At 71.5% G+C, this 24,808-nt stretch carries 25 protein-coding genes; 16 read left to right on the top strand and 9 right to left on the bottom strand.

What is annotated here, in order from left to right:
• Positions 1-134: 134 nt before the first annotated feature.
• Together ACGF0D_RS15135 and ACGF0D_RS15140 are read right to left on the bottom strand one after the other, a co-directional pair.
• On the bottom strand, positions 135-866 hold the full coding sequence (locus ACGF0D_RS15135) for a response regulator (RefSeq protein WP_392916240.1): 732 nt from the start codon (positions 864-866) through the stop codon (positions 135-137).
• A gap of 32 nt (positions 867-898) precedes the next feature.
• Positions 899-1,750 (bottom strand): sensor histidine kinase, encoded by an 852-nt coding sequence (locus ACGF0D_RS15140; RefSeq protein WP_392916185.1) that lies wholly within the window; start codon positions 1,748-1,750, stop codon positions 899-901.
• Positions 1,751-1,868: 118 nt separating this feature from the next.
• Between ACGF0D_RS15140 and ACGF0D_RS15145 the strand changes: the two genes are divergently transcribed.
• The 4 genes from ACGF0D_RS15145 (at position 1,869) to ACGF0D_RS15160 (ending at position 6,853) form a co-directional block, all read left to right on the top strand.
• The gene (locus ACGF0D_RS15145) at positions 1,869-2,594 is read left to right on the top strand and encodes an ABC transporter ATP-binding protein (RefSeq protein WP_392868966.1); all 726 of its coding nucleotides are present in this window, start codon (positions 1,869-1,871) and stop codon (positions 2,592-2,594) included.
• Entirely contained in the window at positions 2,591-4,900 is a 2,310-nt protein-coding gene (locus ACGF0D_RS15150; RefSeq protein WP_392916188.1) for an FtsX-like permease family protein, read from the top strand. Before ACGF0D_RS15145 ends, ACGF0D_RS15150 begins: the two co-directional genes overlap by 4 nt.
• A 151-nt stretch (positions 4,901-5,051) precedes the next feature.
• Positions 5,052-5,987 (top strand): hydroxymethylbilane synthase, encoded by a 936-nt coding sequence (gene hemC / locus ACGF0D_RS15155; RefSeq protein WP_392868962.1) that lies wholly within the window; start codon positions 5,052-5,054, stop codon positions 5,985-5,987.
• 326 nt (positions 5,988-6,313) lie between these two features.
• Positions 6,314-6,853: a hypothetical protein gene (locus tag ACGF0D_RS15160; protein WP_392916191.1), complete on the top strand. Its 540-nt coding sequence runs from the start codon at positions 6,314-6,316 to the stop codon at positions 6,851-6,853.
• A gap of 36 nt (positions 6,854-6,889) precedes the next feature.
• On the opposite strand, the gene ACGF0D_RS15165 is transcribed toward ACGF0D_RS15160, so the two are convergent.
• Positions 6,890-7,408 carry a helix-turn-helix domain-containing protein gene (locus tag ACGF0D_RS15165; protein WP_392916194.1) on the bottom strand — a complete coding sequence of 173 codons (519 nt, stop codon included), beginning with the start codon at positions 7,406-7,408 and terminating at the stop codon, positions 6,890-6,892.
• A gap of 60 nt (positions 7,409-7,468) precedes the next feature.
• Between ACGF0D_RS15165 and def the strand changes: the two genes are divergently transcribed.
• The 6 genes from def (at position 7,469) to ACGF0D_RS15195 (ending at position 13,136) form a co-directional block, all read left to right on the top strand.
• Positions 7,469-8,083, top strand: coding sequence for a peptide deformylase (gene def / locus ACGF0D_RS15170; RefSeq protein WP_392916197.1), 615 nt, complete (start codon positions 7,469-7,471; stop codon positions 8,081-8,083).
• A 48-nt stretch (positions 8,084-8,131) separates the two neighbouring features.
• Complete coding sequence (locus tag ACGF0D_RS15175) at positions 8,132-8,341, top strand: hypothetical protein (protein WP_392916200.1); 210 nt, start codon at positions 8,132-8,134, stop codon at positions 8,339-8,341.
• Positions 8,342-8,695: 354 nt separating this feature from the next.
• The gene (locus ACGF0D_RS15180) at positions 8,696-9,211 is read left to right on the top strand and encodes a hypothetical protein (RefSeq protein ID WP_392868947.1); all 516 of its coding nucleotides are present in this window, start codon (positions 8,696-8,698) and stop codon (positions 9,209-9,211) included.
• Complete coding sequence (locus tag ACGF0D_RS15185) at positions 9,208-10,455, top strand: haloacid dehalogenase-like hydrolase (protein WP_392916203.1); 1,248 nt, start codon at positions 9,208-9,210, stop codon at positions 10,453-10,455. The genes ACGF0D_RS15180 and ACGF0D_RS15185 overlap by 4 nt, the downstream gene beginning before the upstream one ends.
• A 207-nt stretch (positions 10,456-10,662) precedes the next feature.
• Positions 10,663-11,010 carry a hypothetical protein gene (locus ACGF0D_RS15190; RefSeq protein WP_392868943.1) on the top strand — a complete coding sequence of 116 codons (348 nt, stop codon included), beginning with the start codon at positions 10,663-10,665 and terminating at the stop codon, positions 11,008-11,010.
• Between the two features lie 101 nt (positions 11,011-11,111).
• The gene (locus ACGF0D_RS15195; protein WP_392916205.1) at positions 11,112-13,136 is read left to right on the top strand and encodes an alkaline phosphatase family protein; all 2,025 of its coding nucleotides are present in this window, start codon (positions 11,112-11,114) and stop codon (positions 13,134-13,136) included.
• 95 nt (positions 13,137-13,231) lie between these two features.
• Here the strand turns inward: ACGF0D_RS15195 and ACGF0D_RS15200 are convergent, their stop codons facing one another.
• Together ACGF0D_RS15200 and ACGF0D_RS15205 are read right to left on the bottom strand one after the other, a co-directional pair.
• The gene (locus ACGF0D_RS15200; RefSeq protein ID WP_392916208.1) at positions 13,232-13,417 is read right to left on the bottom strand and encodes a DUF397 domain-containing protein; all 186 of its coding nucleotides are present in this window, start codon (positions 13,415-13,417) and stop codon (positions 13,232-13,234) included.
• Between the two features lie 2 nt (positions 13,418-13,419).
• Entirely contained in the window at positions 13,420-14,292 is an 873-nt protein-coding gene (locus tag ACGF0D_RS15205; protein WP_392916211.1) for a helix-turn-helix domain-containing protein, read from the bottom strand.
• A 131-nt stretch (positions 14,293-14,423) separates the two neighbouring features.
• Here ACGF0D_RS15205 and ACGF0D_RS15210 point away from each other — a divergent pair, with 131 nt between their 5' ends.
• Both ACGF0D_RS15210 and ACGF0D_RS15215 read left to right on the top strand, forming a co-directional pair.
• The gene (locus ACGF0D_RS15210; protein WP_392868936.1) at positions 14,424-14,888 is read left to right on the top strand and encodes an ATP-binding protein; all 465 of its coding nucleotides are present in this window, start codon (positions 14,424-14,426) and stop codon (positions 14,886-14,888) included.
• Positions 14,889-15,097: 209 nt separating this feature from the next.
• Positions 15,098-15,298 carry a hypothetical protein gene (locus ACGF0D_RS15215; protein WP_392868935.1) on the top strand — a complete coding sequence of 67 codons (201 nt, stop codon included), beginning with the start codon at positions 15,098-15,100 and terminating at the stop codon, positions 15,296-15,298.
• Positions 15,299-15,433: 135 nt separating this feature from the next.
• On the opposite strand, the gene ACGF0D_RS15220 is transcribed toward ACGF0D_RS15215, so the two are convergent.
• Positions 15,434-16,630 carry a serpin family protein gene (locus ACGF0D_RS15220; protein ID WP_392916213.1) on the bottom strand — a complete coding sequence of 399 codons (1,197 nt, stop codon included), beginning with the start codon at positions 16,628-16,630 and terminating at the stop codon, positions 15,434-15,436.
• A gap of 115 nt (positions 16,631-16,745) precedes the next feature.
• A complete protein-coding gene (locus ACGF0D_RS15225) occupies positions 16,746-18,227 on the bottom strand; it encodes an MFS transporter (protein WP_392916216.1) in 1,482 nt (493 codons plus the stop codon).
• 65 nt (positions 18,228-18,292) lie between these two features.
• Here ACGF0D_RS15225 and ACGF0D_RS15230 point away from each other — a divergent pair, with 65 nt between their 5' ends.
• Positions 18,293-18,685, top strand: coding sequence for a winged helix-turn-helix transcriptional regulator (locus ACGF0D_RS15230; RefSeq protein WP_392868932.1), 393 nt, complete (start codon positions 18,293-18,295; stop codon positions 18,683-18,685).
• A 114-nt stretch (positions 18,686-18,799) separates the two neighbouring features.
• Positions 18,800-19,453 (top strand): CAP family protein, encoded by a 654-nt coding sequence (locus ACGF0D_RS15235; protein WP_392916219.1) that lies wholly within the window; start codon positions 18,800-18,802, stop codon positions 19,451-19,453.
• 52 nt (positions 19,454-19,505) lie between these two features.
• Here the strand turns inward: ACGF0D_RS15235 and ACGF0D_RS15240 are convergent, their stop codons facing one another.
• On the bottom strand, positions 19,506-20,177 hold the full coding sequence (locus ACGF0D_RS15240) for an NDP-sugar synthase (RefSeq protein ID WP_392916221.1): 672 nt from the start codon (positions 20,175-20,177) through the stop codon (positions 19,506-19,508).
• Between the two features lie 233 nt (positions 20,178-20,410).
• A complete protein-coding gene (locus tag ACGF0D_RS15245; protein WP_392916224.1) occupies positions 20,411-22,099 on the bottom strand; it encodes an RICIN domain-containing protein in 1,689 nt (562 codons plus the stop codon).
• A 331-nt stretch (positions 22,100-22,430) separates the two neighbouring features.
• On the opposite strand from ACGF0D_RS15245, the gene ACGF0D_RS15250 reads away from it, so the two are divergent.
• Complete coding sequence (locus ACGF0D_RS15250) at positions 22,431-23,654, top strand: serine hydrolase domain-containing protein (protein ID WP_392916227.1); 1,224 nt, start codon at positions 22,431-22,433, stop codon at positions 23,652-23,654.
• A 106-nt stretch (positions 23,655-23,760) separates the two neighbouring features.
• On the top strand, positions 23,761-24,306 hold the full coding sequence (locus tag ACGF0D_RS15255; RefSeq protein WP_392916230.1) for a hypothetical protein: 546 nt from the start codon (positions 23,761-23,763) through the stop codon (positions 24,304-24,306).
• Positions 24,307-24,808 lie beyond the last annotated feature (502 nt).

Raw genomic sequence — 24,808 nt, forward strand, 5'->3', positions numbered from 1 at the left:
CCGGTTCGGGCGTGGACATGCAGATGGTGCCCCATGAAATGGCAAAAAGGGGAGTTCGGTGCGGAGTTAACTCAAATGAGTGAGATTCGGCTGATAGTCACGCGAACTGGTGCACGGTAGATATGAATTGACGGTCAGCCGCCGCCCGGCGCGACCAGCCCGGTCTCGTACGCGAGCACCACCGCCTGCGCCCGGTCGCGCAGGTTGAGCTTGGCGAAGATCCGCGCCACGTGGGTCTTCACCGTCGACTCGCTGAGCGTCAGTTCGCGCGCCAGCTCGGTGTTGGACAGCCCGCGGCCGAGCAGCGCCAGCACCTCCGCCTCGCGCGGGGTGAGCGGCGCGAGGTCGCGGTGCAGCGGCGGGCCGTCGGCGCCCGGGGCCGGGCGCGGCGCACCGGCCGCGAAACGCTCGACCAGGCGGCGGGTGATCGAGGGGGCGAGCAGCGCGTCCCCGGTGTCCACCAGCCGTACGGCGGCGGCGAGGTGGGCCGAGGTGACGTCCTTGAGCAGGAAGCCGCTGGCCCCGGCGGACAGCGCGGCGTAGACGTAGTGGTCCAGGTCGAAGGTGGTCAGCATGATCACCCGGCAGCCGGGCACCTGGGCCAGGATGCGCCGGGCGGCCTCCAGGCCGTCCATGCCGGGCATCCGGATGTCCAGCAGCGCGACGTCCGGGCGGTGCAGGACGGCGGCGGCCACCGCCTCGGCGCCGTCGCCGGCCTCGGCGACCACGTCGATGCCGCGCGCGGTGAGGATCATCCGGAAGCCCGTGCGGACCAGCTCCTGGTCGTCCGCGATCACCACCCGCGGGCGGCTCTCCTGCTCCGGCTGCCGGCTCCGGCCCGGCTGCTGGCCCTGCGCCGCGTCCATGGCCCCCTGCTCCACGTCCATGCTCCCCTCCGTCACGGCCGGTCCAGCGGGATGCGGGCACGGACCCGGAAGCCGCCACCGATCCGGCGCCGGGCGTCCAGGTCCCCGCCGTACACGGCGACGCGCTCGCGCAGGCCGATCAGCCCGCGCCCGGCGCCGTCCGCCGGCCGCGGGGCCGGACCGGGTGCCCCGGACAGCACGCTCGGGCCGCTGTTGAGCACCTCCACCCGCAGGTAGTGGTCCGCGTAGCGCACCGTCACCTCCGCCGTCACCCCGTCCCCGTGCTTGAGCGCGTTGGTCAGCGCCTCCTGGATGATCCGGTACGCCGTCACGTCGATGCCGCCGGGCAGCGGCCTCGGCTCACCGGAGATCCGCACCTCGACCGGCAGCCCGGCGAAGGCGAAGCGGTCGATCAGCGGGCTCAGCCGGCTCAGGCCGGGCTGCGGGGCGAAGCCGTCCCCGGCCGGCTCCTCGCCGCCGTCCGCGGCGGGGGCGAGCAGGCCCAGCAGGTGCCGCAGCTCGGTCATGGTGTCCCGCCCGGCGGCCTCGACCGCGGCCATCGCGGCCGCCGCCTCCTGCGGCATGGTGGCCAGCACCTCGCGCGCGGCCCCGGCCTGCACCACCATCAGGCTCACGTTGTGGCTCACGATGTCGTGCAACTCGGCGGCGATCCGGGCCCGTTCGGCGTCCACGGCGGTACGGGCGGCGCGATCCCGCTCCCGTTCCAGCAGCCAGCCGCGCTCGCCGATGGCCGCCCGGTGCAGCCGCCGCGCCCGGGCGAGAGCCACCGCCAGCCAGCCGGCCGCCGTGCCCGCAGCACCGGCCGTCGCGACGGCCGCCCACTCCCACCCCGTTCCCCACACGGCGTCAGCCTCCCAGGCCACACGGTGATCCACATCATCCGGGGGTGCCGCTCCCGTACATCCCCGGTACTACGGCCGCCCACGGTTACACCCGGGGTGGGACGTACGGACGAGGGCCCCGCCCCTACGGTCGTCCACCATGAGCAACGACCACGACGGGACCTCCCGGCCGGACGACGCGCAGGTCGTCGTCGAGCTGTCCGGGGTCCACAAGGAGTTCGGCGACGCCAAGGCGCTCGACGGCCTCGACCTGCGGATCCGCGCCGGCGAGGCGGTCGCCGTGATGGGCCCCTCAGGGTGCGGCAAGTCCACCCTGCTGAACATGGTGGCCGGGCTGGACCGGCCCACCGCCGGCACCGTCCGGGTGCACGGGCAGGACCTCGGACAGCTGAACGAGCACGGGCTGGCCCTGTTCCGTCGCCGCCACATCGGCATGATCTTCCAGTTCTTCAACCTGATCGACGACCTCCCCGCCCTCGACAACGTCGCCCTTGCCGCCCAGCTGACCGGCACCAGCGCCCGCCAGGCCCGCCGCCGCGCACTGGAGCTGCTGGACGAACTCGGCGTCGCGCACCGCAAGGACGTCTACCCGGCCACGCTCAGCGGCGGCGAACGCCAGCGCGTCGCGGTGGCCAGGGCCCTGATGAACCGCCCGGCCCTGCTGCTCGCGGACGAGCCCACCGGCGCACTGGACAGCCGCTCCGGCGAGCAGGTGATGGACCTGCTGATCGACCTCAACCAGATCGGGCAGACCCTGCTGATCGTCACCCACGACCCCAAGCTGGCCACCCGCTGCGCCAACCGGCTGGTCGAGGTGGCGGACGGGCGCGTGGCGAACGAGCGGATGCTGGAGGCGTCCGCATGACCGGCGCCGTCTGGCGCGCCTCGCGGGCGGCCGTGAAGCGCCGCCGGGTGCAGACCGTCGTGATCGGCCTGGTCGTCTTCTGCGCCACCACGACCGTGCTGCTCGCCCTCGCGGTGATCAGCGCCGCCCGGGCCCCCTTCGACGCGGCCTTCGGCGAGCAGCGGGGCGCTCACGTCGTCGCGGCCTTCGACCCGGCCGCGGCCTCCGCGGAGCAGCTGGCCGCCACCGCCCACCGGCCGGGCGTCGAGGCGGCCGCCGGGCCGTTCGACCAGGTCACGGTGCAGATCCCCATCGACTGGGTCGGCAGCCCGCCCGGGCCGCTGACCCTGGTCGGCCGCGCCGACCCGGCCGGGCCGGTGGACCGGGTGGAGCTGCTCTCCGGCCGCTGGGCCGCCGCACCCGGCGAGGTGGTCCTCAACTCGCTGTTCGGCGGCGCGGCGGACCGGCTCCTGAACACCCCGATCCCCATCGGCGGCGGCCGACAGCTCACCATCGTCGGCTTCGCCACCAGCATGAGCCAGAGCGCCGGCGGCTGGGTCACCCCCGAACAGGCGACCGCCCTGCACCCCACCGGCCGCCAGATGCTCTACCGCTTCACCGACGCCGCCGACGAGCAGCGGCTCGCCTCCGCCCTGGCCACCGCCACCGAGGGCCTGCCCGGGGACGCGGTCGTCAGCACCCAGTCGTACCTGGTGCTCAAGGACGCCTTCTCGGCGGGCGCCGACTCCTACCTGCCGCTGATGACGGTCTTCGGCGTGCTCGGCCTGGTGGTCTCCGCGCTGATCGTCGGCAACGTGGTGAGCGGCGCGGTGGTCTCCGGCTACCGGCACATCGGCGTGTTGAAGTCGATCGGCTTCACGCCGCGCCAGGTGGTCACCGTCTACCTGACCATGGTCTCGGTGCCCGCGGTCGCCGGGACCGTCCTCGGCACGGCGGCAGGCTGGGTGGCGGCGCACCCGATTCTCAAGTCCGCCTTCTCCGGCATCGTCACCGGCACCGCCGTGATCGAGCCCGCCGGCTGGCTGCCCGCCGCCACCCTGGTCAGCGTCCCGCTGCTGGTCGTCCTCGCCGCCCTGGCCCCCGCCTCGCGCGCCCACCGGCTCCCCGCCGCCCGGGCCATCTCGGCCGGCAGCACGCCGCGCAACGGCCGCGGGCTGAAGGTCCAGCGCTGGCTGAGCGGCACCCGGCTGCCGCGCGCGGTCAGCCTCGGCCTCGGCCAGCCCTTCGCCCGCCCCGCCCGCACCGCGCTGACCATGTCGGCGATCGTGCTCGGCGTGGTCACCGTGACGATGACGACCGGTCTGAGCAGCACCCTGACCCGGTTGGTGGACCACACCGACGGCCACACCCACGTCAACGTCCAGACCGCCCACTTCGCGGGCAACAAGGTCGCGCCGAGGCTCACACCCGCCCAGACCGAGGCGATGCTGCGCGCCGCCCCCGGCGCCGAACAGGTCAGCACGCGCGGACTGGTCCAGGTGGGGCTGGTCGGCCACAACCAGCCCGCGTTCGCCGACTTCTACGGCGGCGACGACATCGTCGACTCCAAGCGGCTCTCCGTGGTGGACGGCCGCCCGGCGACCGGCCCGAACGAGATCGAGGCCGGGCCGTCCTTCCTCCGGCAGCACGGCCTCAGGGTCGGCGACAAGCTCACCCTGTCCCTGGACGGGCGGCAACTGCCCGTCACCCTCGTCGGCGAGGAGTCCGAGGGCAACCCCCGGGCGTTCGCCTCCAACGACGCCACCAGGGCCGCCCTCACCGACGACCCGCACGTGGTCGAGTACGACGTGAAGCTCGCCAAGGGCGCCGACGCCGAGGCCTACCGCAAGGCCGTGACGGACGCCGACCCCAGCCTCTCGGCCTCGGTGTTCGCGCCGAACCTGGCCGGGCCGATCGCCGCGGTCATCGCCTTCACCACGATCTTCACGGTGCTGCTGTCGGTGGTCGCCTCGCTCGGCGTCTTCAACACCCTGCTGCTCACCGTCCGCGAGCGCCGCCGCGACCTCGGCATGCTGAAGTCGATCGGGATGACACCCCGGCAGGTGGTCGCGATGACGGTCACCTCGGTGGCCTGGCAGGGCTTGGTCAGCGGGATCATCGGCATCCCGGTCGGGGTGGTGGCCCACCGGCTGATCTCCGAGAACGTGGTGACGATCGTCTTCCCGGAGGAGACGATCGACGTCTGGAACGCCCCGCTGCTCGCCGGCCTCGCGCTCGCGGGCGTCGCGATCGCCGTCCTCGGCGCCCTCGTCCCGGCCCGCTCGGCGGCCCGGCTGCCGATCGCCGAGGTGCTGCACAACGAGTGAAGCCGCGGGGGTGTGGACCCCAGGTGCGGACGGCCGGTCGGACACCCCGACCGGCCGTCCGCGTTGTCCGAGCTTGCGGTATCGTCCGCCGCGTCTGTCATGGCGCTGACGGATGCTCAATCCACGGTGTGAGGGCCCCTATCATCGCGCCATGGCCACCGCTGAGCTGATCCGCATCGTCTCCCGCTCCTCACCCATGGCACTGGCCCAGGTCGAGCGGGTCCGCACCGAACTCGCCGCCCTGCACCCGGGCCTGCGCACCGAGGTGGTGCCCGTCACCACCTCGGGCGACCGCTGGACGGGTGATCTCGCCCAACTCGGCGGCAAGGGCGCCTTCACCAAGGAGGTCGACGCCGCACTGCTCGCCGGAGAGGCCGACGTCGCCGTCCACTGCCTCAAGGACGTACCCGCCGACCGCCCGCTGCCGGCCGGCACCGTCTTTGCCGCCTACCTGCGCCGCGACGACATCCGCGACGCCCTCGTCCACCCCGGCGGCCTGCCGCTCGCCGCCCTCCCGCCCGGCACCCGGATCGGCACCTCCTCCGTCCGCCGGGTCGCCCAACTCGCCTCCTCCCACCCGCACCTGGAGTGCGTCCCGATCCGCGGCAACGCCAACAGCCGGCTCGCCAAGCTGGAGGCCGGGGACGTCGACGCCCTGCTGCTCGCCGTCTCCGGCCTGGAGCGGATCGGCGAGCAGGCCCGGATCACCGAGGTGCTCGGCATCGAGGCGATGTGCCCGCCGATCGGCGCCGGCATCCTCGTCCTGCAGTGCCGCGAGGGCGACGAGGCCACCATCGAGGCCGTCACCGGCCTCGGCCACCACGACACCTGGCGCGAGGCGGCGGCCGAGCGGATGTTCCTGCACGCCCTCCAGGGCCACTGCAACAGCCCGATCGCCGGCTACGCCAACGCCGAACGCGACGGCCGGCTGTCCCTGCGCGGCCGGGTCTTCACCCCGGACGGCAAGCAGGTGCTGGACGCCCACGAGTGGGCGGGCGCGCTCAGCCCCGAGGACCTCGGGACGTCGGTGGCCCTGGCGCTCAAGCGGCAGGGGGCGCAGGAGCTGATCTCCTCGATCCCGCACTGACCCGGGGAGGGGGGAGGGGCCGGGTCGGGGCCACAGCGGCGGCCCCGACCGCCGCTGGCTTCCCGGCCCCGGGGCGTTGCGTTCTCGGCCCCGCTGCTTCCGCCCCGGCCACCTCGGGCCCCGCCCACGGCCGCCCTGAGTCCTGGCACTCCACCTCCGGTTCCTCGCCCCGGCTCCAAGGGCCGGAGCAGGCGCGACGCGCGACCTCACACTGGGGTGGTCGTTGCGGCGGGCGCGCGGTCGCGGGGTGACCGTACGGTGACGGTCCGGCATTTCTCCTCGTCCCCGGGAGAACCGGGCGGGCGCGAGGGGCGTCCGTTTCAGGCGTGATCAGTGCGGTGCTCGGCGGGATGCCGATGTTCTGGCCCGGGCTGCTGCTCTCGCTGGTGCCCGCGGCCCTGTTGAACCGGCCGGTGGGGCGGCTGCTGCGGGCCCACTGGGCGGTGGGCTTCGTGCTGCTGCTCGGGCTCGGCGGGGTGGTCGTGGCGATGCTGCTGCCGGACGCCTTCCGGCTCTCGGAGGGCGGCATCCGGCACTGCGCCGTGGAGGGCGGCCGCCCGCGTTCCCCGTACGAGTTGCTGCACGTGCGGCACATCGAGCTCAAGCTGGCGACCTACGCCCCGGTCGGCTTCGCGGCCGCGCTGGCGGGCACCCGGCGGCGGGCGGTGGTGGCGCTGCTGGGTGCGGCGGCGCTGCCGTTCGCGGTGTCGGCGCTGCACTACGCGCTGCCGGCGATCGGGCGGGCCTGTGACGTGCAGGACGTCTGGGACGGGGTGCAGGGGGTCGTCCTGGGGGCGGTGCTGGGGCTGGTGGCCGGGCCGCTGCTCCGGGCGGTGCGGTCGCGGTCGTGGTCGCGCGCGGCCTGAGCCGCACCCTGAGCCGCACCTGAACCGTGCCCTGGACTACTGGTCGAGGAGCGGGAAGAGCCGGGCGACGGCGGCGACCGGCCGGGCCTCGGCGGGTCGGGTGGCCGGGTTGGTCTCGCGGTCGCGGTAGCGGGCCAGCACCCGGCGGACCTCCTCGCCGACGGCGGCCAGTTCGGCGGGCGTCAGGTAGACGACGGCGCTGAAGGCCTCGTCCTGCTGCCACTCGGCGGGGGCTTCGCCGCGCCGGGCGAGCCAGCGCTGGTAGCTCTCGTCCTCCAGGCCGCGCGCCAGTTCTCCGAACTCTCCGCCTCCACCGGGCTGTTGGGTCGTCGGCAGCCGCCACGGCCGGGCCCGCCCGTCGGTGGCGGGGGCTTCCTCGATCAGCCCGTACCGGGCCAGCTGCCGCAGGTGGAAGGAGCAGAGGCCCGAGCTGAGGCCGAGTCGGGCGGCGGCCTCGGTGGAGGTGACGGTGCCGTGTTCGGTGAGCAGTTCCAGCAGCGCGGTGCGGACGGCGTGCTCGGGGAGGGGGCCGGTTCTGACGAGGTCTTCGGTCACTTTGCAAAGCCTGCTACTTTGCAAAGTCGACAGCAAGCCCAGCCCCTCGAAGGAGCGCCCGTGTCCGAGCCGAGCGAACGCCCGTCCGTCCTGCGGATCACCGAGGTGGGGGAGGAGATCCTGCGCCGCACCTGCCGGACGGCCACCGAGGAGGACTTCGGCAGCGAGCGGCTGGCCCGGCTGATCGACGACATGTTCGCCACCATGTACGTCGCCGACGGTTGCGGCCTCGCCGCCAACCAGGTGGACGTGGACCTGCGCCTGTTCGTCTACGACTGCGTCGACGACGACGGCGTCCGGCACGCCGGCCACGTCCTCAACCCGGTGGTCGAGGAGCAGGAGGCGGGCCGCGCGTTGATCGAGGAGACCGAAGGCTGCCTGTCCGTCCCCGGCGCCCGCACCAAGCTCGCCCGCCCGGCCCGCACCGTGGTGCACGGCGTCGACCAGCACGGCGAGCCCGTCGTCATCGAGGGCGCCGGCTACTTCGCCCGCTGCCTACAGCACGAGACCGACCACCTGAGCGGCGGGCTCTACATCGACCGGCTCTCCGTCCGCGACCGCAAGCGGATGATGAAGCAGACCGCCGACCGCCGCGAGAAGGTCTTCGCCCAGCGCGCCGCCAAGGCCGCCAAGCTGGTTGAGGCCGGCCGCCAGGACGGGCCCCTGCCTCGCTAGGATCGCGCCACGGTTACCTGGCGTCGGTGTGGCCGGAGGGGGATGGAGATGCCGGACGGCATATTCGTGGTGTTCTGGTCGGTGCCGCTGCTCCTGGTGGCGCTGCTCTGCTTCGCCGTGCTGCGGGAGCACGGCACGCCCCTCGCCAAGCGGGCCTCCTGGGTGTTCCTCGCCATCGCGGCACTGCCGGCACTGATCCTGGCGATGTGCGTGGCGCTACTCCTAATCGCGCTTGTCCGGTCGCTCGTGGCCGGTTGAGCGGCACCCGCGGAACCAGGGTGAGCCGGTGACCGAGCCCGCGTACCTTGCCCACCTGGCCTACTCCCAACTGCGCCTCCTGTGCGGCGAGATGGTTTCCCTCGGCCTCCCCGACGGCATCCTCGCCCGGTGCTCCGTCCACCACCGCCCCCGTGGATCAACTGCCGCACCTCTTCGCGCGCCTGCCGCCGACCGGAGCGTCACGGCCTGAATCACCTGGACGGGGCACGAGCCCGCGCGGGCGGGCATTCGGTCGGGGACGATCGAACCGTTCCCCAGCCCGGCCGATCCTTCCGCGATCCGCGTTTCCGCCCCGGGCGAGCGGGGTCATCCGGAATGCCGAAGGAGCGCCCCATGGGCCGCTACATCACGGACGTGAACATCCTCGCCCCCTACGGAGACCAGCTGGTCCACGTGCCCAGTGGCTGGAACAAGCTGGACACCGACCTCAACAGCGGCGTGGGGGGTGCTTACGTCTACCTCGTCTACGAGCGGGCTGACCAGGACCAGGAGCGCCCGATCACGGACATCCGCATCCTCAAGGGGGACGAGAAGACGCCAGAGGGCTACCAGAAGATCCTGGTGGATCTCAACAAAGGTGCCTCCGACGCAAAAACGGGCAAGCCACATCCGCTCTTCATGGCTGTGACCCGTGAGAAGGGCAAGGGCCGCAAGGCCATTGAGGACCTGGTGATCACGTCCTGGTCCAAAGACGACAGTAACCCTGCCAAGCCGATTGACCCGCCGCCTGGTTACAGCAGGATCAAGCCCGATCTGAATGACGGCGTCAGCAAGGACACCAAGGACCCCGACCACGGCATCAGAACGACGTGGCTCTACCTCGATCGCAAGCCCGCCGTTCAGTCATGAGAGTCCCTCGCTGGGGGATCCGCGCCGTACTCGTCGCCGTCCCGGCGGCCGGAGTGCCGCCCCTTGCCGCCGCCCCACCCGCTTCGGCGGCGAACTGTCCGACCCTGGACACCCGGCTGGCCTGGTACGGCGACAACCGCCAGAAGCTCCAGGACTTCATCAACGCGACCGGCAGCTGCGCCCACCCCGACGCCCACCCGCTGGCCCTGTTCGACTGGGACAACACGCTGGTGAAGAACGACGTCGGCGACGCGATGATGTCCTGGTTGCTGCGCAACAGCAGGATCCTCCAACCCGCCGGCAAGAAGTGGACGTCTACCAGCCGCTACCTGACATCCGACGCCGCCACGGCGCTGAGCAAGGCCTGCGGGGATGCCACCGCCGCCGGTAGCCCCCTCCCCACCGCCACCGACACCGGGTGTGCGGACGAGATCCTCTCGGTGTACGACGAGCACACCACCACCGGCGGCAAGGCGGCCTTCGCGGGTTTCGACCACCGGCGCATCAACCCCGCGTACGCCTGGGGCGCCCAACTCCTCGCCGGGTACACCGCCGAGGAGGTCAAGGCGTTCGCCGGCGAGGCCCGCGCGGAGAGCCTGGCGGCGTCCCCGTCGGACTCCGCCCAGGCGATCCGCACCGTCTGGGTGCGGTATTACGAGCACATGCGCGACCTGGTCGGCACCTTGCAGAAGGCCGGCTTCGACACACGCGTCGTCTCCGCCTCCCCGGAGCCCGTGGTGCAGGTGTGGGCCGAAGGCCTCGGCTTCGCGGCCGACAAGGTGATCGGGGTCCGCAACAAGACCGAAAACGGCAAGCTGACGGCCCACTTGGCCGACTGTGGCGGCGCAGAGGCCGACTCCGTGATCACCTACATCGACGGCAAGCGCTGTTTCGTCAACCAGGAAATCCTCGGCATCAAGGGCCAGGCGGCCTTCCAGGAGGCCCCCGAGGCCAAGCGCCAGGCCTTCGCCGCCGGGGACTCCACCACCGACGTCACCTTCGTCGGCGACGCGACGGGGATCCGCCTGGTGATCAACCGGCAGGCGCCCGAGCTGATGTGCCACGCGTACGCCAACGAGGACGGCAAGTGGCTGGTGAACCCGATGTTCATCGACCCCCTGCCCGCCAGGCCCTGCCCGTACCCCTGCTCCACCACCGCCTACACGGCGTCGGACGGCACGGCGGGGCCGGTGCACGACGACAGCGGGCACGTGATCCCGGACCAGGTGGACGCCGTTCACTGAAAGGGAAATCTTGCTCCCGAAAATGCAGATCCTGTACGAACTCATGGATCTTTCAAGCACTGCACCTCACAGTGATCGGGCGTAGCCTGAGAGTGGTGCCGGAATGCGGGTGTCCGCCCCGCAGTGGCCTGCAGACCGGGTGTGATCGTGCCGCCCGTGGCAAGCGGCCGGGCACCTCAGGAGGCATGACCAGGGAAGGGGTTCGTCATGGGATTCAGTCACGTGGACGCGGTGATGGCCGTACCCGACCAGCCGAATCAGTTCTTCGTGTTCAGTGGCAGCGACTATCGGACCGTCGAGATCGAGGTCAAGAGTTCGCATCCGTATCCGTGCAACATCATCTACCAGGGAACCCTCAAGGAGGACTGGCCCAGCCTGTCCGACTTCTCCTCGGTGGACGCCGTCATGAAGGTCCCCGACGGGAGCAACGAGTACTGGGTCTTTTCCGGTGACCGGTTCGTCCGCATCAACGTGGCGAACGGGGAGGGACATCCGGACACCAAGACCTACGGGCCGGCGCCGCTCAGCGAGTGGACGTGCATCGCCGGCGACTGATCGCGCCGTTCACCACCCAGATTTCTGGCGCCTTGTCGAAACCGGCCGCTCGACCGGGGAATCCGGCCGAGCGGTCCGTGCGCCCCATCCATGGAGACGAGATGAGTGACAAGACGGTCCCGACCGACCTGCCGCAGTCCCTGAAGGACGCCATGAAGCGCCAGCCGCCGAAGGGAGGGCTCAAAGCGGTCAAGCACGTCGTCCTCCTGATGCAGGAGAACCGTTCCTTCGACCACTACTTCGGCAAGGGCTTCGACGGCGTGCGGGGCTTCGAGGACCGCAACATGGTCCTACTGCCCGACGGCAAGACGGCGGTCAAGCAACAGCCGGGCTCCGACGGGCCGCAGCGGTGGCCGATCCCCGGCAAGGACACCGACAACGATCTCAATCACAACTGGGAGGGCGGTCACGAGGCCTGGCACGAGGGTTGGTACGACCGCTGGGTGGCGGCCAAGACGGCAGCCACGATGGGGTTCTACGACCAGCCCGAGGTGGTCGGGTTCTACCGGCAGCTGGCCAACGCCTTCACCATCTGCGACGGCTACTACTCGTCCGTGATCGGCGAGACCACCAGCAATCGGAACTACTTCTTCTCCGGATTCGGCGGCTGGGAACCCACGGGGGTGCGGGTGACCGGTTCCGAGGCCCACGTGCGGGAGAAGACCGGGAGCAAGGAGGCCTACAACTGGACGAGTTACCCGGAACTCCTGGAAGCCGCCGGGGTTTCCTGGCAGGTCTACCAGGAGTGGGACAACTTCTACGACAACAACCTGGAATTCCACGAGGAGTTCCGGAGGATCGCCCTCAAGGTTCTGGGGGGTAGTAGCAAACTCAAGAACCGGCACAGCCTGTACAACTTCTACCACCCGACGGACAACGACAGCTCCCCTCCTGGGCCGGACGACATCAGCCAGGCCGATCTGGACGCCCTGGATGCCGAGGTCAAGAAACTCTCCCCCTCCGAGCGGAGCCTCTTCGAGCGCGGGTTGCGCCGTCAAAGGCCCGCCAAGAACGGAGGCGGCGTCGACAGCATCCGTGGCTTCGTCCAAGCGTTCGCGGACGACGTCACTGCGAACAAGCTGCCGCAGGTGTCGTACCTGCTCGCCTCGGCGCGGGATTCGGAGCACCCGGGGAACTCGTCACCGGGATTCGGTCAGCAGGTCGCCTACCAGGTGCTGGACGCCATCGCCCAGAAGCCCGAAGTGTGGGATTCCACCATCGTGTTGATCAGCTACGACGAGAACGGCGGCCTCTTCGACCACGTCCCGCCGCCGGTGCCGCCGTGGCGGTGGGCCGACGAGCTCGTGGACGGCGTACCCATCGGGCTGGGGACCAGGGTGCCCATGATCGCGGTGTCCCCGTGGACGGTCGGCGGCTTCGTCAACTCGCAGATCTTCGATCACACTTCGCAGGTCCGCTTCCTGGAGAACTGGCTGGGCGTGCACCAGCCGGCCATCAGCCGGTGGCGTCGTACCGTGGCGGGGGACCTCTCCTCGGTCTTCGACTTCGGCCGCACCAAGCCCGTGAGACGCCTGCCTGCCGAGTTCAAGACCCGCTGGGCGCGGCCGCTGCCCTACCAGCCCGACGCCCACGGGACGTTCGACGACGACACGCAGAACTTCATCCTGCGGATGCACAACAGCGGGAAGGAAAGCGTGCACCTCACGCTCTACCCGTACGCCGGTGAGTTCGACGTCCCTCATCACTTCGATGTGCTCGGTGTCGAGGTCGAGGGCGTCCCGGTCAAGGACGGCGCCTACAACTTCACCCTCGTCGGCCCGAACGGCTTCCGGCGCGAGTTCGCGGGCAAGACCACCGGCGACTCGGCGCTGGTCGGCGTTGCCACGACGGTGGACGAGAAGGCTCTGGAACTGAAGCTCACTGTCACCAACCGGGGCTCTACGCCCGTCAAGGTGAAACTCGCCCGGACCGAGGGCGGGTACGGCGACGCCGACCCGCAGGAGAAGGAAATTCCCGCGAACGGGCTGCCGGTAACGATGACTTGGGAAGCCAAGGACACTCACGGCTGGTACGACGCAACCTTCACCACCATGGAGAAGGGCTCCACCTACCGGCGCCGCTTCATGGGCCACATCGAGAACGGCAAGCCGAGCATCGGCGGCTGACACGCGCGGGCCGGACCCGTACAGAGCGGATCTGTCGATACGCCAACGGCCCGCCGCCCGGTAGGCGGTGGGCCGTTGAGGGGAGGTCCGGTCGGTCAGACCTCGGCGGTGGCGGCGAACTTCACGAAGGCGTCCCACGAGGCCGGCTCGAAGGCCAGCTGGGGGCCGCTCTTGTCCTTGGAGTCACGGACGTGGACGACACCCGGGGTCTCGGCAACCTCGACGCAGTTGGCGTCCTCGTTGGTGCTGTAGCTGCTCTTGAACCACGCCAGCTCGGCCATGCCTACCGCTCTCCCAGAATCGCTTCGATCAGGGCCAGGGACTCCTTCAGCCCCAGGGCCTGGGCCCGGATACTGCTGTACCGTGCGGCCATATTACGGACTTCCACCGGGTCCGTGATCAGACGATTCACGTGCTGCGCCGCGACATAGCCGATCTGCGGCCGGTTGGGCGGGGTCAGCAGCGTGAACGAGCCGCTCATGCCCGCGTGGCTCATCCGGTCGAGCGGCATGACCTGGAGTTCGGGGCCCCGCATCTGCCCCACCTTCAGTAGATGTTGGAGCTGCTCCTTGTGCACGTCCCACCCGCCCAGTGGGCGCCGCAGCACGCTCTCGTCGATCACCCACGTGACCACCGGCAGGGGCCAGCGGGTCAGGATCTCCTGCCGGGCCAGTCGTGCGGCCACCCACTCCTCGATCTTCTCGGGGGAGAGGATCGGCCGACGCATCTCGTACAGAGCGCGGATGTACGCCTCGGTCTGCAGCAGTCCCGGGATCACCATCGTTTCGTAGTTGTGGATCTCGATGGCCCGGTGTTCCTCCGATGTGAAGGCCTTGGAGTAGGCCGGATGACGCTCGCTCATCCGGATCTTGGCCTTCATCACATCGTCCGCGATGACCTTCAGGGCGCCACCGGCGTTGATGATCGGGTCTACCATCGTCAGGAACTCGACCCTCGCCGTTCGCACACCTCGCTCCATCGCGCCGATCTGCTCCTCGCTGTAGCCGGTCAGCTTGGCCAGCTCCTTCTGCGTGATGCCGGCCCGCGTGCGGAAGTGCTTGATCAGCTTGCCCACCGCGCTGTAGAACTCCGCGACCCCGTCCGAGTTCTCCGCCGTCTCGCCGTCATCGAACACCGTGCGCTCGACGCCAGCCATGAGTACCACCTGCCCTTGCGATCGATTGATCCGGGCCGACCGTCATGTCGACCCTTGGTGTCCGTACAGGCACTCTCCGTGCCTGCCGGGATCCTGGTCAGCGTACTTCCGCCTCGCCACGCTTGATTGCCATGACGACGGACATCCCCCTCGACAACCCCCGGTCCCGCACCGCCCTCCTCGCCGCCACCCCCAAGGGCGCCGCCATCGGCCGCCGCCTGGCACGACGTCAACTCACCGACTGGGGGCTGCACTCCACGCACACCGAGCCCTTCCACTGCGCGCTGCTGGTCATCGCGGAGCTGGCCGCGAACGCGATCACGCACGGACGCATTGCGGGGCGCGGGTTCGAGCTTCACCTCTCCCTCACCACCTCCGTGCGCCGGGGCACCACCCTGCGCATCGAGATCAGCGATCCCCGGGGCGACAGGCTCCCCATCCTCCCCGTCGTCCACACCCCCAACGCCCAGAGCGGTCGCGGCCTCACCCTCATCGACGCGCTCTGCGACCGCTGGGGCACCATCCCCCGCCACCCCAACTCCAAGACCGTCTGGGCCGAACTCGACCTCGCCGCCACCGCCCCCGATGCCCCCTGAACCCCGGCATAGCCCCACCCCAACACCCCGATGAACCAACAGGAGTGGGAAGTCGACCAGGCCGACTTCCCACTCCTCCGACATCCGAGATTTATGGGATATCCCCGTGTCGACGGCCGCTGCCAGGATGTGGCGTACGGAGCCGAACACTCCGGCCGGGCTTCGCGGGGGAGCGCCCGGCCGCCGTTTCGAAGGAGGAACCCACACCCATGAACATCCGCCGACTGGCCGCCACCGCGGCCGCCGCGGCCGTGCTGGCCCCCGTGCTCGTCCTCGCCGCCGGCACCCAGGCGAACGCCTACCCCAGGACGTTGTCGAAGACGGAGCAGTGCACGGCGGCGTACAACGTCAACTACTGGGTCGGCGGCGCGGCCTTCGCCCGCACCCAGTGGTACGCCTGCATGGCCTGACCACCTCCGCAGCCCCCGGCGCCGGCCGGGGGAAGCCCAAGGGAGTGGGAAGTCGGCCCGCCCGACTTCCCACTCCCTTGGCGTGATGCCTGTGCGGCCGCGCTTCGGCCCGGTGCGGTCCCTTGCTTCACGGACTCACCATTCCCAGGCCGGCTCCTCGAAGGCCTCGGGTTCGGTGACCCAGCCGGCGTTCAGGACGAGCCGTGAGGTGCGGTGGATGGCGAGGAAGCCGAAGGGGCGGTCGAATCGGGCGGTGATCCTGCGGGCGCGGTAGCGGTACTGCGGCGGCAGCCCTGCAGCCGCCACGCTCAGCGCGGTGACGCTCGCGGAACGGAAGCCGCGCTCCCCGAACGTGGCGGTGACCGTCTGGGCGGCCGCCCCTACCGCCAGCGGATCGTTGCTGATGGCGGGGAAGTGCCCTCGGGTTCGGTCCGTCGCCGTCCGGAGGCCGAACAGGTCGGGGTCTTCGAGGAGATCGTGGCGGGCGGTGACGGTGAACGGCACCGTCTCCACCAGCAGCTCCGGTGTGCCGTCGAGGCTGGGAATGCGTTCGACGGTCAGCCCGGGGCCTGGAGTGCCGTAGGGGAGTCGGTCGCCTGGGAGCACCGACCTGCGGTCGTCGAGGGTTCGTACGGCTGCGGGTAGTACCTGCCCGGGCGAGGCGTCCTCGGTTCCCAGGAACAGGTGGACGTCGATTCCTTGGGCCCCGAGGACCTGCAGTACGGTGATCGGGCCGATCGGGGTCTGTGCGACTCCCACCCGGTCGAGCAGTGCGGTGGTCCGGAACAGCCCGGCCAGGTCTCTGCCCCGCCAAGGGCCCGCCCCCGCCTCCAGGCCGGCACGTTCGAACGGGCGGATCCAGTCGGTGCGGACCGTCAGGACGCCGGCCAGCACCACCCGGGTGTCGGTGTCGACGTCGACGGGCATCGACGCGATCTGGCCGTCGGTGCACGTTGCAGCCCAGGCGTCGAGTCGAGCCTGGTCCGAGACCGCGTCGCCGGTGAGCTGTTGGTGGACGTGCTCGGGGAGCTCGGCGAGCCAGCCCGGTTCGAGCGGCAGCGTCTCGTCGGTCCACAGGCCGAGCGCACTCCGCATGCCCGGCATCGCATCGATCGCGGCCGGCAGGCCCCGCGCCTCCTCCGCGGCGTGCTCCGCCGGGATGCCGACGGCGTCGGCGAGTTCACCGCGGGCGGGGCCGGCGGCGCCGTGCGCCAGCAGGGCGAGCAGCGGCCACACCCCGGCGGTGGTGAAGGCCGTGCCGCCTTCCGGTAGCGCGGAAGCCCAGCGCGCGGTCAACGCGTTGACGGCCCGGACGGTGGAACTGCGTGTCATCCCCACCCAGGCCCACCCCAGCCCCACCCCTTCGAGGAACACCTGTTCCCGGGAGCGTAGGGCCGGTCCGCCCGTGGCGGCCACCGAGTTGATTCGCCGCCGGTCGCTCAGCCGCTCAGCCGCTCGGGCTGCGGGGGCCGCGGACGGCGACGGCGACGGTGAGCAGCGCCGCGAGCGAGAGGCCCGCCGCTGTGAGGAAGGCCGCCCGGTAGCCGCCCAGCACGTCGTCACCGGCTGTGGCGGCGACGGTGGACAGGACCGCGAGGCCGAGTCCGCCCCCGACCTGGAGCGCGGTGTTGAACAGGGCGCCGGCCAGGGCCTGTTCACCGGTTCCCGCGCCGGACAGCGCGGTGACGTTCGCCGACACGAAGGTCTGCGAGAGGCCGATGACGAGGACGACCAGGAGCGGCAGGATGACGGCCCAGTAGTTCGCCCCGGGGCCGACCAGCGAGAACAGGGCGAGGCCGATCGTGTAGCAGGTCAGGCCGAACAGCATGAGCCGCCGCGCGCCCAGCCGCGGGAGCAAGCGCCCCGCGACGAGAGGCAGGAGGGTGCCGCCGACGGCCAGCGGCAGGAAGGCCACGCCCGTGGCGAGCGGGCTGAACCCGAGGACGTTCTGCAACAGGAGTGCGGCGAAGTAGTTCACCCCGACCCAACCCGCGTACATGAGGACGGCGACCGCCAGGGCCGCGGCGAGGTTCGGCCGCTTCCACACCGCCGGCGGGACGAGCGGCTGGTCCGCCCGGCGCTGCCAGAGCCCGAAGCCGGTCAGCAGGGCCACCGCGAGCGCCGCGGCCGTCCAGCCGGGAGCATCGGCCGCGTTCGCGCCGAGCCGGGTCGAGGCGAAGGAGAGCCCCAGCAGACCGACGGTCACCAGCGCCGCACCGGGGAGGTCGAGGCGTCCGTGGGCACGGTCCACGGGCGTGTCCGCGGGGATCAGCGCGAGCACACCCGCGATGAGCGCGACCACCACCAGGACGTTCACGGCGAACATCGACCGCCACCCGATCGACCCCGCCAGCGCGCCACCCACGACCAGCCCGAACGCGAGGCCGACGCCGCCCATGGCGCCGAACGCTCCGAGCGCCCGCGACCGCCCCGGTTCCGTACGCCACAGGGCGCCGATCAGGCCGAGTGCGGCCGAGACGGTCACCGCCGCACCGGCGCCCTGGACCGCGCGGGCCGCCACGGCGAGCAGCAGCGAGTGCGAGGCCCACACCACCGCGGACGCGGCGGCGAACACCGCCATCCCGCACAGCAGCGCCCGGCGCCGCCCGTACAGGTCGGCGGCCCGCCCGGCCACCATCAGGAAGCCGGCGAACATCAGGGAGTAGGCCGAGACCACCCAGGAGAGCTGCCCGGGGGAGGCGTTCCAGTCCCGTGCCATCTCGGGCAACGCCATGTTGACCGACGAGAGGTTCATGATGTCGAGGGCCTGGGCGGTGCACAGAACGGCCAGTACCGCCCCGGAGCCACCGGAGCCACCGGAGCCACCGGAGCCACCGGAGCCACCGGAGCCACCGGAGCCACCGGAGCCACCGGAGCCTTGAGATGCCGCCCGGAGGGCGGACGCGTCCAGAGATTGCGATGTCGTCACGCATCCAGTCTCTGGAGTACGGCTCGGGCCGGGAAGTATGCACAACGAAGTGCCATACTTCCCAAATGGATAGTGTCACCTCATCTCGGAACGTCGCCAAGGCCGCTGACGCCGGCACCACGGTGCAGCTGGAGCAGGGCTGCACGACCCGCCGGGTCTTCGACCTGGTCGCCGACAAGTGGATGCTGTCGATCCTCTGCGTGCTGTCCGAGGGGACCGCCCGCTACAGCGCACTGCAGCGGGCAGTCGTCGGGATCACCCCCAAGGTCCTCACCCAGCACCTGCGTTCACTGGAGGGCAACGGGCTGCTGACCCGCACCGTCTTCCCGGTCGTCCCGCCGCACGTCGAGTACGAACTCACCGACCTCGGACGATCCCTCAGGCAGGCCCTGCAGCCCCTCCTGGCCTGGGGCGAGTCCCACCTCGACGAGATCGAGCAGGCCCGGAGCACCGGCTGAAGCCCGCGGCGTCGCGGCGGCCGGGACTGATCCTTCCGCCTGACCTCCCGTGCCCTCGTCTCCCGCGGCGGCGTTAAGCCGCTGACGATCGCTCGAAGTGCGAAGGAGACCGCCGTGGAACGACGCCGAATCCGCAACGCCGTCCTGAGCGGCGCGTGCAGCGCCGCGGCGGCCGTCGGCGTGCTCGTGCCGGCGCAGCCCGTCCAGGCGCAGCCCGTCCAGGCCGCCGAGGGCTACCCCCGCCCCGCGCTTCCCGTCGTGACGGACCAGGCGTTCCAGGACGAGGCCCTCCAGGCGCACAACCAGTACCGCGCCAGGCACAACTCCCCGCCCCTGACGGTCGATCCGGAACTCGTCGAGTACGCCAAGCAGCGCGTCATCCACCTGAGCACCGGTCGCAGGCTCGACCTGGTGCACGAGGGCCGGGTCAAGGGCGCGGGAGAGAACGCGTGGTGGGGCTGGAGCGGCCCCCTCGAACTGGGCATCGACCCGGCCCCGGCGCGTTCCGCGGTGGACGCCTGGTACAAGCAGGGCGGCAACTACCGGTTCGACAAGCCCGGTTACGACCAGAACCCGGGCACCGGCCTGTTCACCCAGGTGGTCTGGAAGGCCACGACCCGCTTCGGTTGCGCCCGCGCCGCGGGGGAGGGGACGGGCGAGACCAAGGACGGCCTGGAGTCGTACATCGTCTGCCTGTACAAGGTGCCGGGCAACGCCGGAGACCCGGCCGCCTACCAGCAGAACGTGCTGCCTCCGGTGGACAACTGACCGCAGGCCGCGGGGGAGTGGAAGCGGGCCGGGCCGCCTACGCCGCCTGGGCCTACGGCGCCACGCGGGCCCGCAACTCCCGTAGGTCGCCAGGGGTGTTCACGGCGCACCAGAAGCCGTCGGTGCGGTAGCCGGCCAGCTGTCCCAGCCGGACGAGGTGCGGCAGCGTGGTGTCCGCGTGGTCCCCTTCGTCCGGAAGCAGGGGGACCACACCGGGTGCGAAGGCGTACACCCCGCCGTTGACCGTGCAGCCGGGTGGGGGTGGCGCCGCGAGCTCGGCGACCCTCCCGCCGGCGTCGCAGACCACCGTGCCGTGGGGCAGCCGGGGCGGGACCAGGGCGACCGTGGCCAGCGCCCCGCACCGTACGTGGTGAGCGGCCAGCGCGGTGAGCGGGAACTCGGCCCAGATGTCGCCGTAGACGGCGAACCACGGCTCCCGCGGCGCCGGAAGCGCGCGGGCGGCGAGCTTCAGCCCGCCGCCCCGGCCCAGCGGGAGGTCCTCCACGACCACGGTGGTGCGGACCGGCAGGGCCGCCGTGCGCACGTAGTCGGTGATCACCTGCGAGCGGTAGCCCGCCGAGACGACCACCGTCTCCACGCCCGCGGCGGCGAACCGGTCGATCTGGTGGCGCAGCAGCGGTGCGCCGTTCACCTCGACCATCGGCTTGGGGCACAGGTCCGTGTACGGGGCGAGCCGGCCGCCGCGCCCGCCCGCGAGGATCACGGCCTGGCGGATCGGGGACGGGGGAGGGGACGTGGGAGGGGGCGAGGGAGTCGGGGGAGTCGGGGGAGGAACCTCCGGTGAGCACGTTCCCGACCTCATTCCCGACCTCCCGGGAGCGACGGCGACACGGGCGGCCCCGACGCACCGTGGACAGCTACCCGACCCGATCACCGGGGAATCCCCGCCCCGGCCGAACTGTCGGGGCGGGGATTCCGTGTGGGACTCCGTGCGGGTCAGCTGGTCGGGTCGAGGCGGAACCGCTGGTTGTCGGCGGCCAGCCACTCCCACTGCCGGAGCTGGACGCCGTTGCGCTGGTCGGCCGGGCCGCCGGCGACGTCGAGGACCTTGCCGCTGTGGCGGGCGGTGAGCCGGTAGTGGCCGTCCCCGGCCGGTTCGACGCGCCACTGCTGGCCGGCGGCGCCGGTCCACTGGGCCTGGACGATGGCGGCGCCGTCGCCGGTGGACTCCTGGTCGACGGTGAGGGCCTTGCCGCTGTGCTGGGCGATGAGGCGGTAGTAGCCGTCGGCGACGGGTTCCAGGCGCCACTTCTGGTTGCTGCCGTTCAGCCACTCCCACTGGTGGACGAGGACACCGTCCTGGGTGGCCGCGTAGCCGCCGGCGACGTCCACGGCCTTGCCGCTGTGCTTCGGCGTCAGCCGGGCCTGGGCCGGCACGGAGCCGGAGCCGGAGGCGGGGGAGGTGGTGGTCTCGCCCTGCACCTCCGGGTACTGGGCGTGGTGGAAGGCGTCCCCGTCGAACTTCAGCTGGGTGGCCACCACACTGCCGTCCGCGCGCAGGGTGCGCAGCCCGTACGAGCCGACCCAGAGCGCACCGGCGGTGTTCTTGGGCGTGACGAGCCGCCGGGTGAGGGTGCGGGAGCGGAACTCGGAGACGGAGGTGGAGCTCTCGTAGCCGAGTTCGGTGCTGACGGTGGCCGAGACGGTGGCGCCGATGCCGAAGACCTTGACGCCGGCCTCGGCGGTGACGCTGACGGCGGTGGAGGCCTGGAAGGTCTCGCTGCTGGTTTTCTCGACGCCGACGGTCACGGCGTCCTCGACCGTCTGGTCGCTGGAGGTGCGGTTGTCGTTGAACAGCAGCAGCGACCACCAGGCGCGACGCTCGATCGTGTAGTACGGGGAGTTCTCCACCCGCCAGGCCATGGACTTGGCGTCGTCGCGCACGGCGGTGAGCGGCACCCGGACGCGGTGGTCGGAGACCGCGGCGGTGGCGGCGGCCGGCCGGGTGCGGCCGGTCAGCTGCGGCGGGACGGGTGTCACCTCGGTGTGCTCGGAGGGCAGCGGCAGCAGCAGCGCGTACAACTCCGGTGCCCGGGAGGGCTTGTCGTAGCCGCCGAGCGCGACGAAGGACTCGGAGGCGATCACCGCCTTGGTGGCCCCGGGGCTGTCGTCCACGAAGCCGGTCGGGGCGGCGATGCGCCAGGCGCTGAAGTCGTACTTGCCGCCGCCACCGCCGTCGTCCCAGAGCAGGTCGCCGGCCTCGACCGGGATGGTCAACTCCTCCTTGACACAGACGACATCGTCGAGTGACGGCTTGTCGTACGAGTTGACGAAGACGTTGCCCAGCGCCCGGTACCCGGGCGGCGGCACCGGCCGCCAGCACGTACCGTCCGTCTGCCCGCCGGTCTTGGTGTCGTCCCACACCCACGTGTAGTCCACCGGCCGGGCGAGCAGGCTCCCGCCCGTACCGGCGGCCTGGCGCACGCACGGCGCCGCCACCACGCCGTTGGCGTCCGTCAGCGACGGCAGGCCCACGCTGCCCAGCGCCTGGAAGCCCTCGGGGGGCAGCGGGTGGTAGAACGCGCTGGAACGGCGCGTCCGCTTGCCCTTCGTGTCGAAACCCAGGCGGAAGCTGGTCGTGAACGCGATCTCCAGATCGCCCAGACGCAGGACGGCAGGGGGCATGCGAGGTCTCCGATCGGTCGGCCGGGGTGCGTTGCGCACGTACCGTACCCGGGGGTCATCGGCCGCTTCCGACGGTTGGGGGGAGCAAGTCGTGGGGTGTACGAAGTTGGTCAACTTCGATTTCCTGAAGTCGCTTTATGGGATGTGATCGGCGACGATTCTGATCGTTTCCGGTCCGACTGGACCGTGCTGCGGCTCCGGGTCGACCCTGACGGAAGATCAGGGGGTGGCGGCGTCCCGCCCCTGATGCCCCGGGCGGGCGTCGCCGGAAGACTCGTCGCCGGGCCGGAAACCGCCGGCCGGGGGACGAACAGTCTGGAGCCGGACGCACATGAGTACGAACGTGAACGCGTGGAAGAGTCGGAGCCGTTGGGCCGTCCTGGCCGCCGCCGGGGCCCTGGCGACCGCGCTGACGGTCGGGGTGGGCGCGCCCGCCCTCGCCGCTGCGCCTGTCTCCTCCGCTGCCTCTGCTTCCGCTGCCTCTGCTTCCGTACCGCCGCTGGACCGGGCGGCGATCCGCGCCGCCCTCGCCCAGCGGCCCGCCGCCGACGTCTCCGCCGCCTTCGTGCGGGTCACCGGTTCCGCGGGGAGGTTCGAGGGCACCTCGGCGGAGGGCGGGATGTCGGTGGACCCGCGGGGCAGGTTCCGGATCGGGTCGATCTCGAAGATCTTCACCGCCACCGTCGTCCTCCAACTCGCCGCCGAGGGGCGGATCGACCTCGACGGCAGCGTTCGGCAGTACCTCCCGGACTTCCCCTACGAGGCCGTCACGGTGGGGCAGTTGCTCAACCACACCAGTGGACTGCCCGCCGGCGACGGCAAGGCCTGGGGCGACGGCACCACCGGCTGGTTCGCCGAGCACCGGCTCGACTCGGCCACCCCCGAGGAGGTCGTCGCCACGATGAAGGGCCAGAAGCTGGGCTTCGACCCCGGCACCGCCCAGCAGTACAACGGCATGAACACGTTCGTCGCCGGGCTGGTCGTCGAGAAGGTCACCGGCCACCGCTACGCCGACGAACTGCGCGACCGGATCATCCGCCCGCTCGGCCTGCGCGACACCGACCTCCCGGACGCCGACGACCCGCGGCTGCGGCACCCCGCGACCCACCCGTACCTGACCGTCCCCGACGCCGACGGCGGCTCGCACCGGGCGGACGTGACCGAGCAGAGCCCGTGGCCCTGGGCGGAGGGCGGCATGATCTCCAGCGCTTCCGACCTGGAGCGCTTCATGACCGCCCTGTTCCGGGGGCGCCTCCTCCCGCCGGCCCAGCAGGAGAAGCTGTTCACCGTCCCGGACGTGCCCCTCGCCCCGCACAGCAGCCACTGCGGGGGCGCCGCGTGCATGAGCATGGGGCTCGAACGCCTCGCGTCCGACGGCATCGTGGTCTGGGGCAAGACGGGCTCCCGGCCCGGCTCCACCAGCGGCGTCTTCGCCACCCGGGACCTCGCCCGTACGGTCGTGTACTCGACCGACCCGACCGCGCTGAAGGGCGCCGAGACCCCGTACGTCATCGGGCTGGTGAAGTCCGCCTTCGGCCTGGCCTCCATCGGCTGACGCCTCGGCTCCACCGCTGGGCCGACGGCGGGCTGGCTCGCGCGGGGGAGGGGAACCGGCCTCGGGGCGGACGTGGGGCGGGGGTGCTGTCCGGGACGGTGGACACATGCTGAAGAACATCCCGGTGGGTGACACCGAACGCCCCGTGCCCCGGTGGGCCCTGCGGCTCGCCAAGGCCCTCCCGTTCGTCGTACTGCCGCACTGCCTGTGGCGGCTGCCGTTCGCGTTCGACTTCCGGATGGGGACGGTCGACCCGACCGCCCCGGCCTACGTCTGGTGGTGCACGCCGTACGTGATCGGCCTGAGCGTGGTCACCGAGGCGCTGACGATCCTGACCCTGGGGCTGGTCAGCGGCTGGGGCGAGGTCTTCCCGCGCTGGGTACCCGTGCTGCGCGGCCGCCGAGTGCCACCACTCGCGGCACTCGTCCCGGCCGTGCTCGGCGGCCTGACCCTGGTGGCCCTCTTCGGTGGCATGCCCCTCGCCTGGCTGGGCGTGTTCAAGGAAGTCGGCTACAGCAACGCCTGGTGGATGGCCCTCGGCCGGATCTGCACCTCGACGGCGATGCTCTGGGGCCCCATCACTCTCGCCCTCGCCTGCTCCTACTACCACCGCCGCCGCCACGCGGGCCGACCCCTCTCCACCGCAGCATAGGAAGTCGGCCAGGCCGACTCCCTGCGCAGCGGCGGCGCGCCGCCCGGCCCCGACTCCCTGCGCCGGCCGCGATGCCCCCTGAACCGTTCACCCGCCCTGCAGCCCGCCGCCTCGCGGCCCGCTGCGTGAGAAGTCAGCTGGGTCGACTTCCTGCGCAGGGGTGTTGCGCTGCTCGGCCTCGACTCTCTGCGTCGGGCTGTGATGCCGTCCTGAACCGTTCACCTGCCCAGTGGCCCGCCGTCTCGCAGCCCGCTGCGTGAGAAGTCGGCCAGGCCGACTTCTCACGCACCAACGCCACGCGCCCAGCGCCAGCCGGAACCCACGGGCGAGGGCGAAGAAAGCTTTCCTCAATTCCCGGGCCCCTCGCGCTACCTGCCGCCCAACCCGCCGTTGCACAGGAAGTCGGCCAGGCGACTCTGCTGGCGAAGTCGGTTGGGGTGAGTGTGGGACAGTAAGTTCCTTCCGGTTTTGGTGGGTTGGCGGTTTGCGGGGTGGGTTGTGC

The sequence above is a fragment of the Kitasatospora sp. NPDC048298 genome (assembly GCF_043201465.1).
Classification (GTDB): domain Bacteria; phylum Actinomycetota; class Actinomycetes; order Streptomycetales; family Streptomycetaceae; genus Kitasatospora.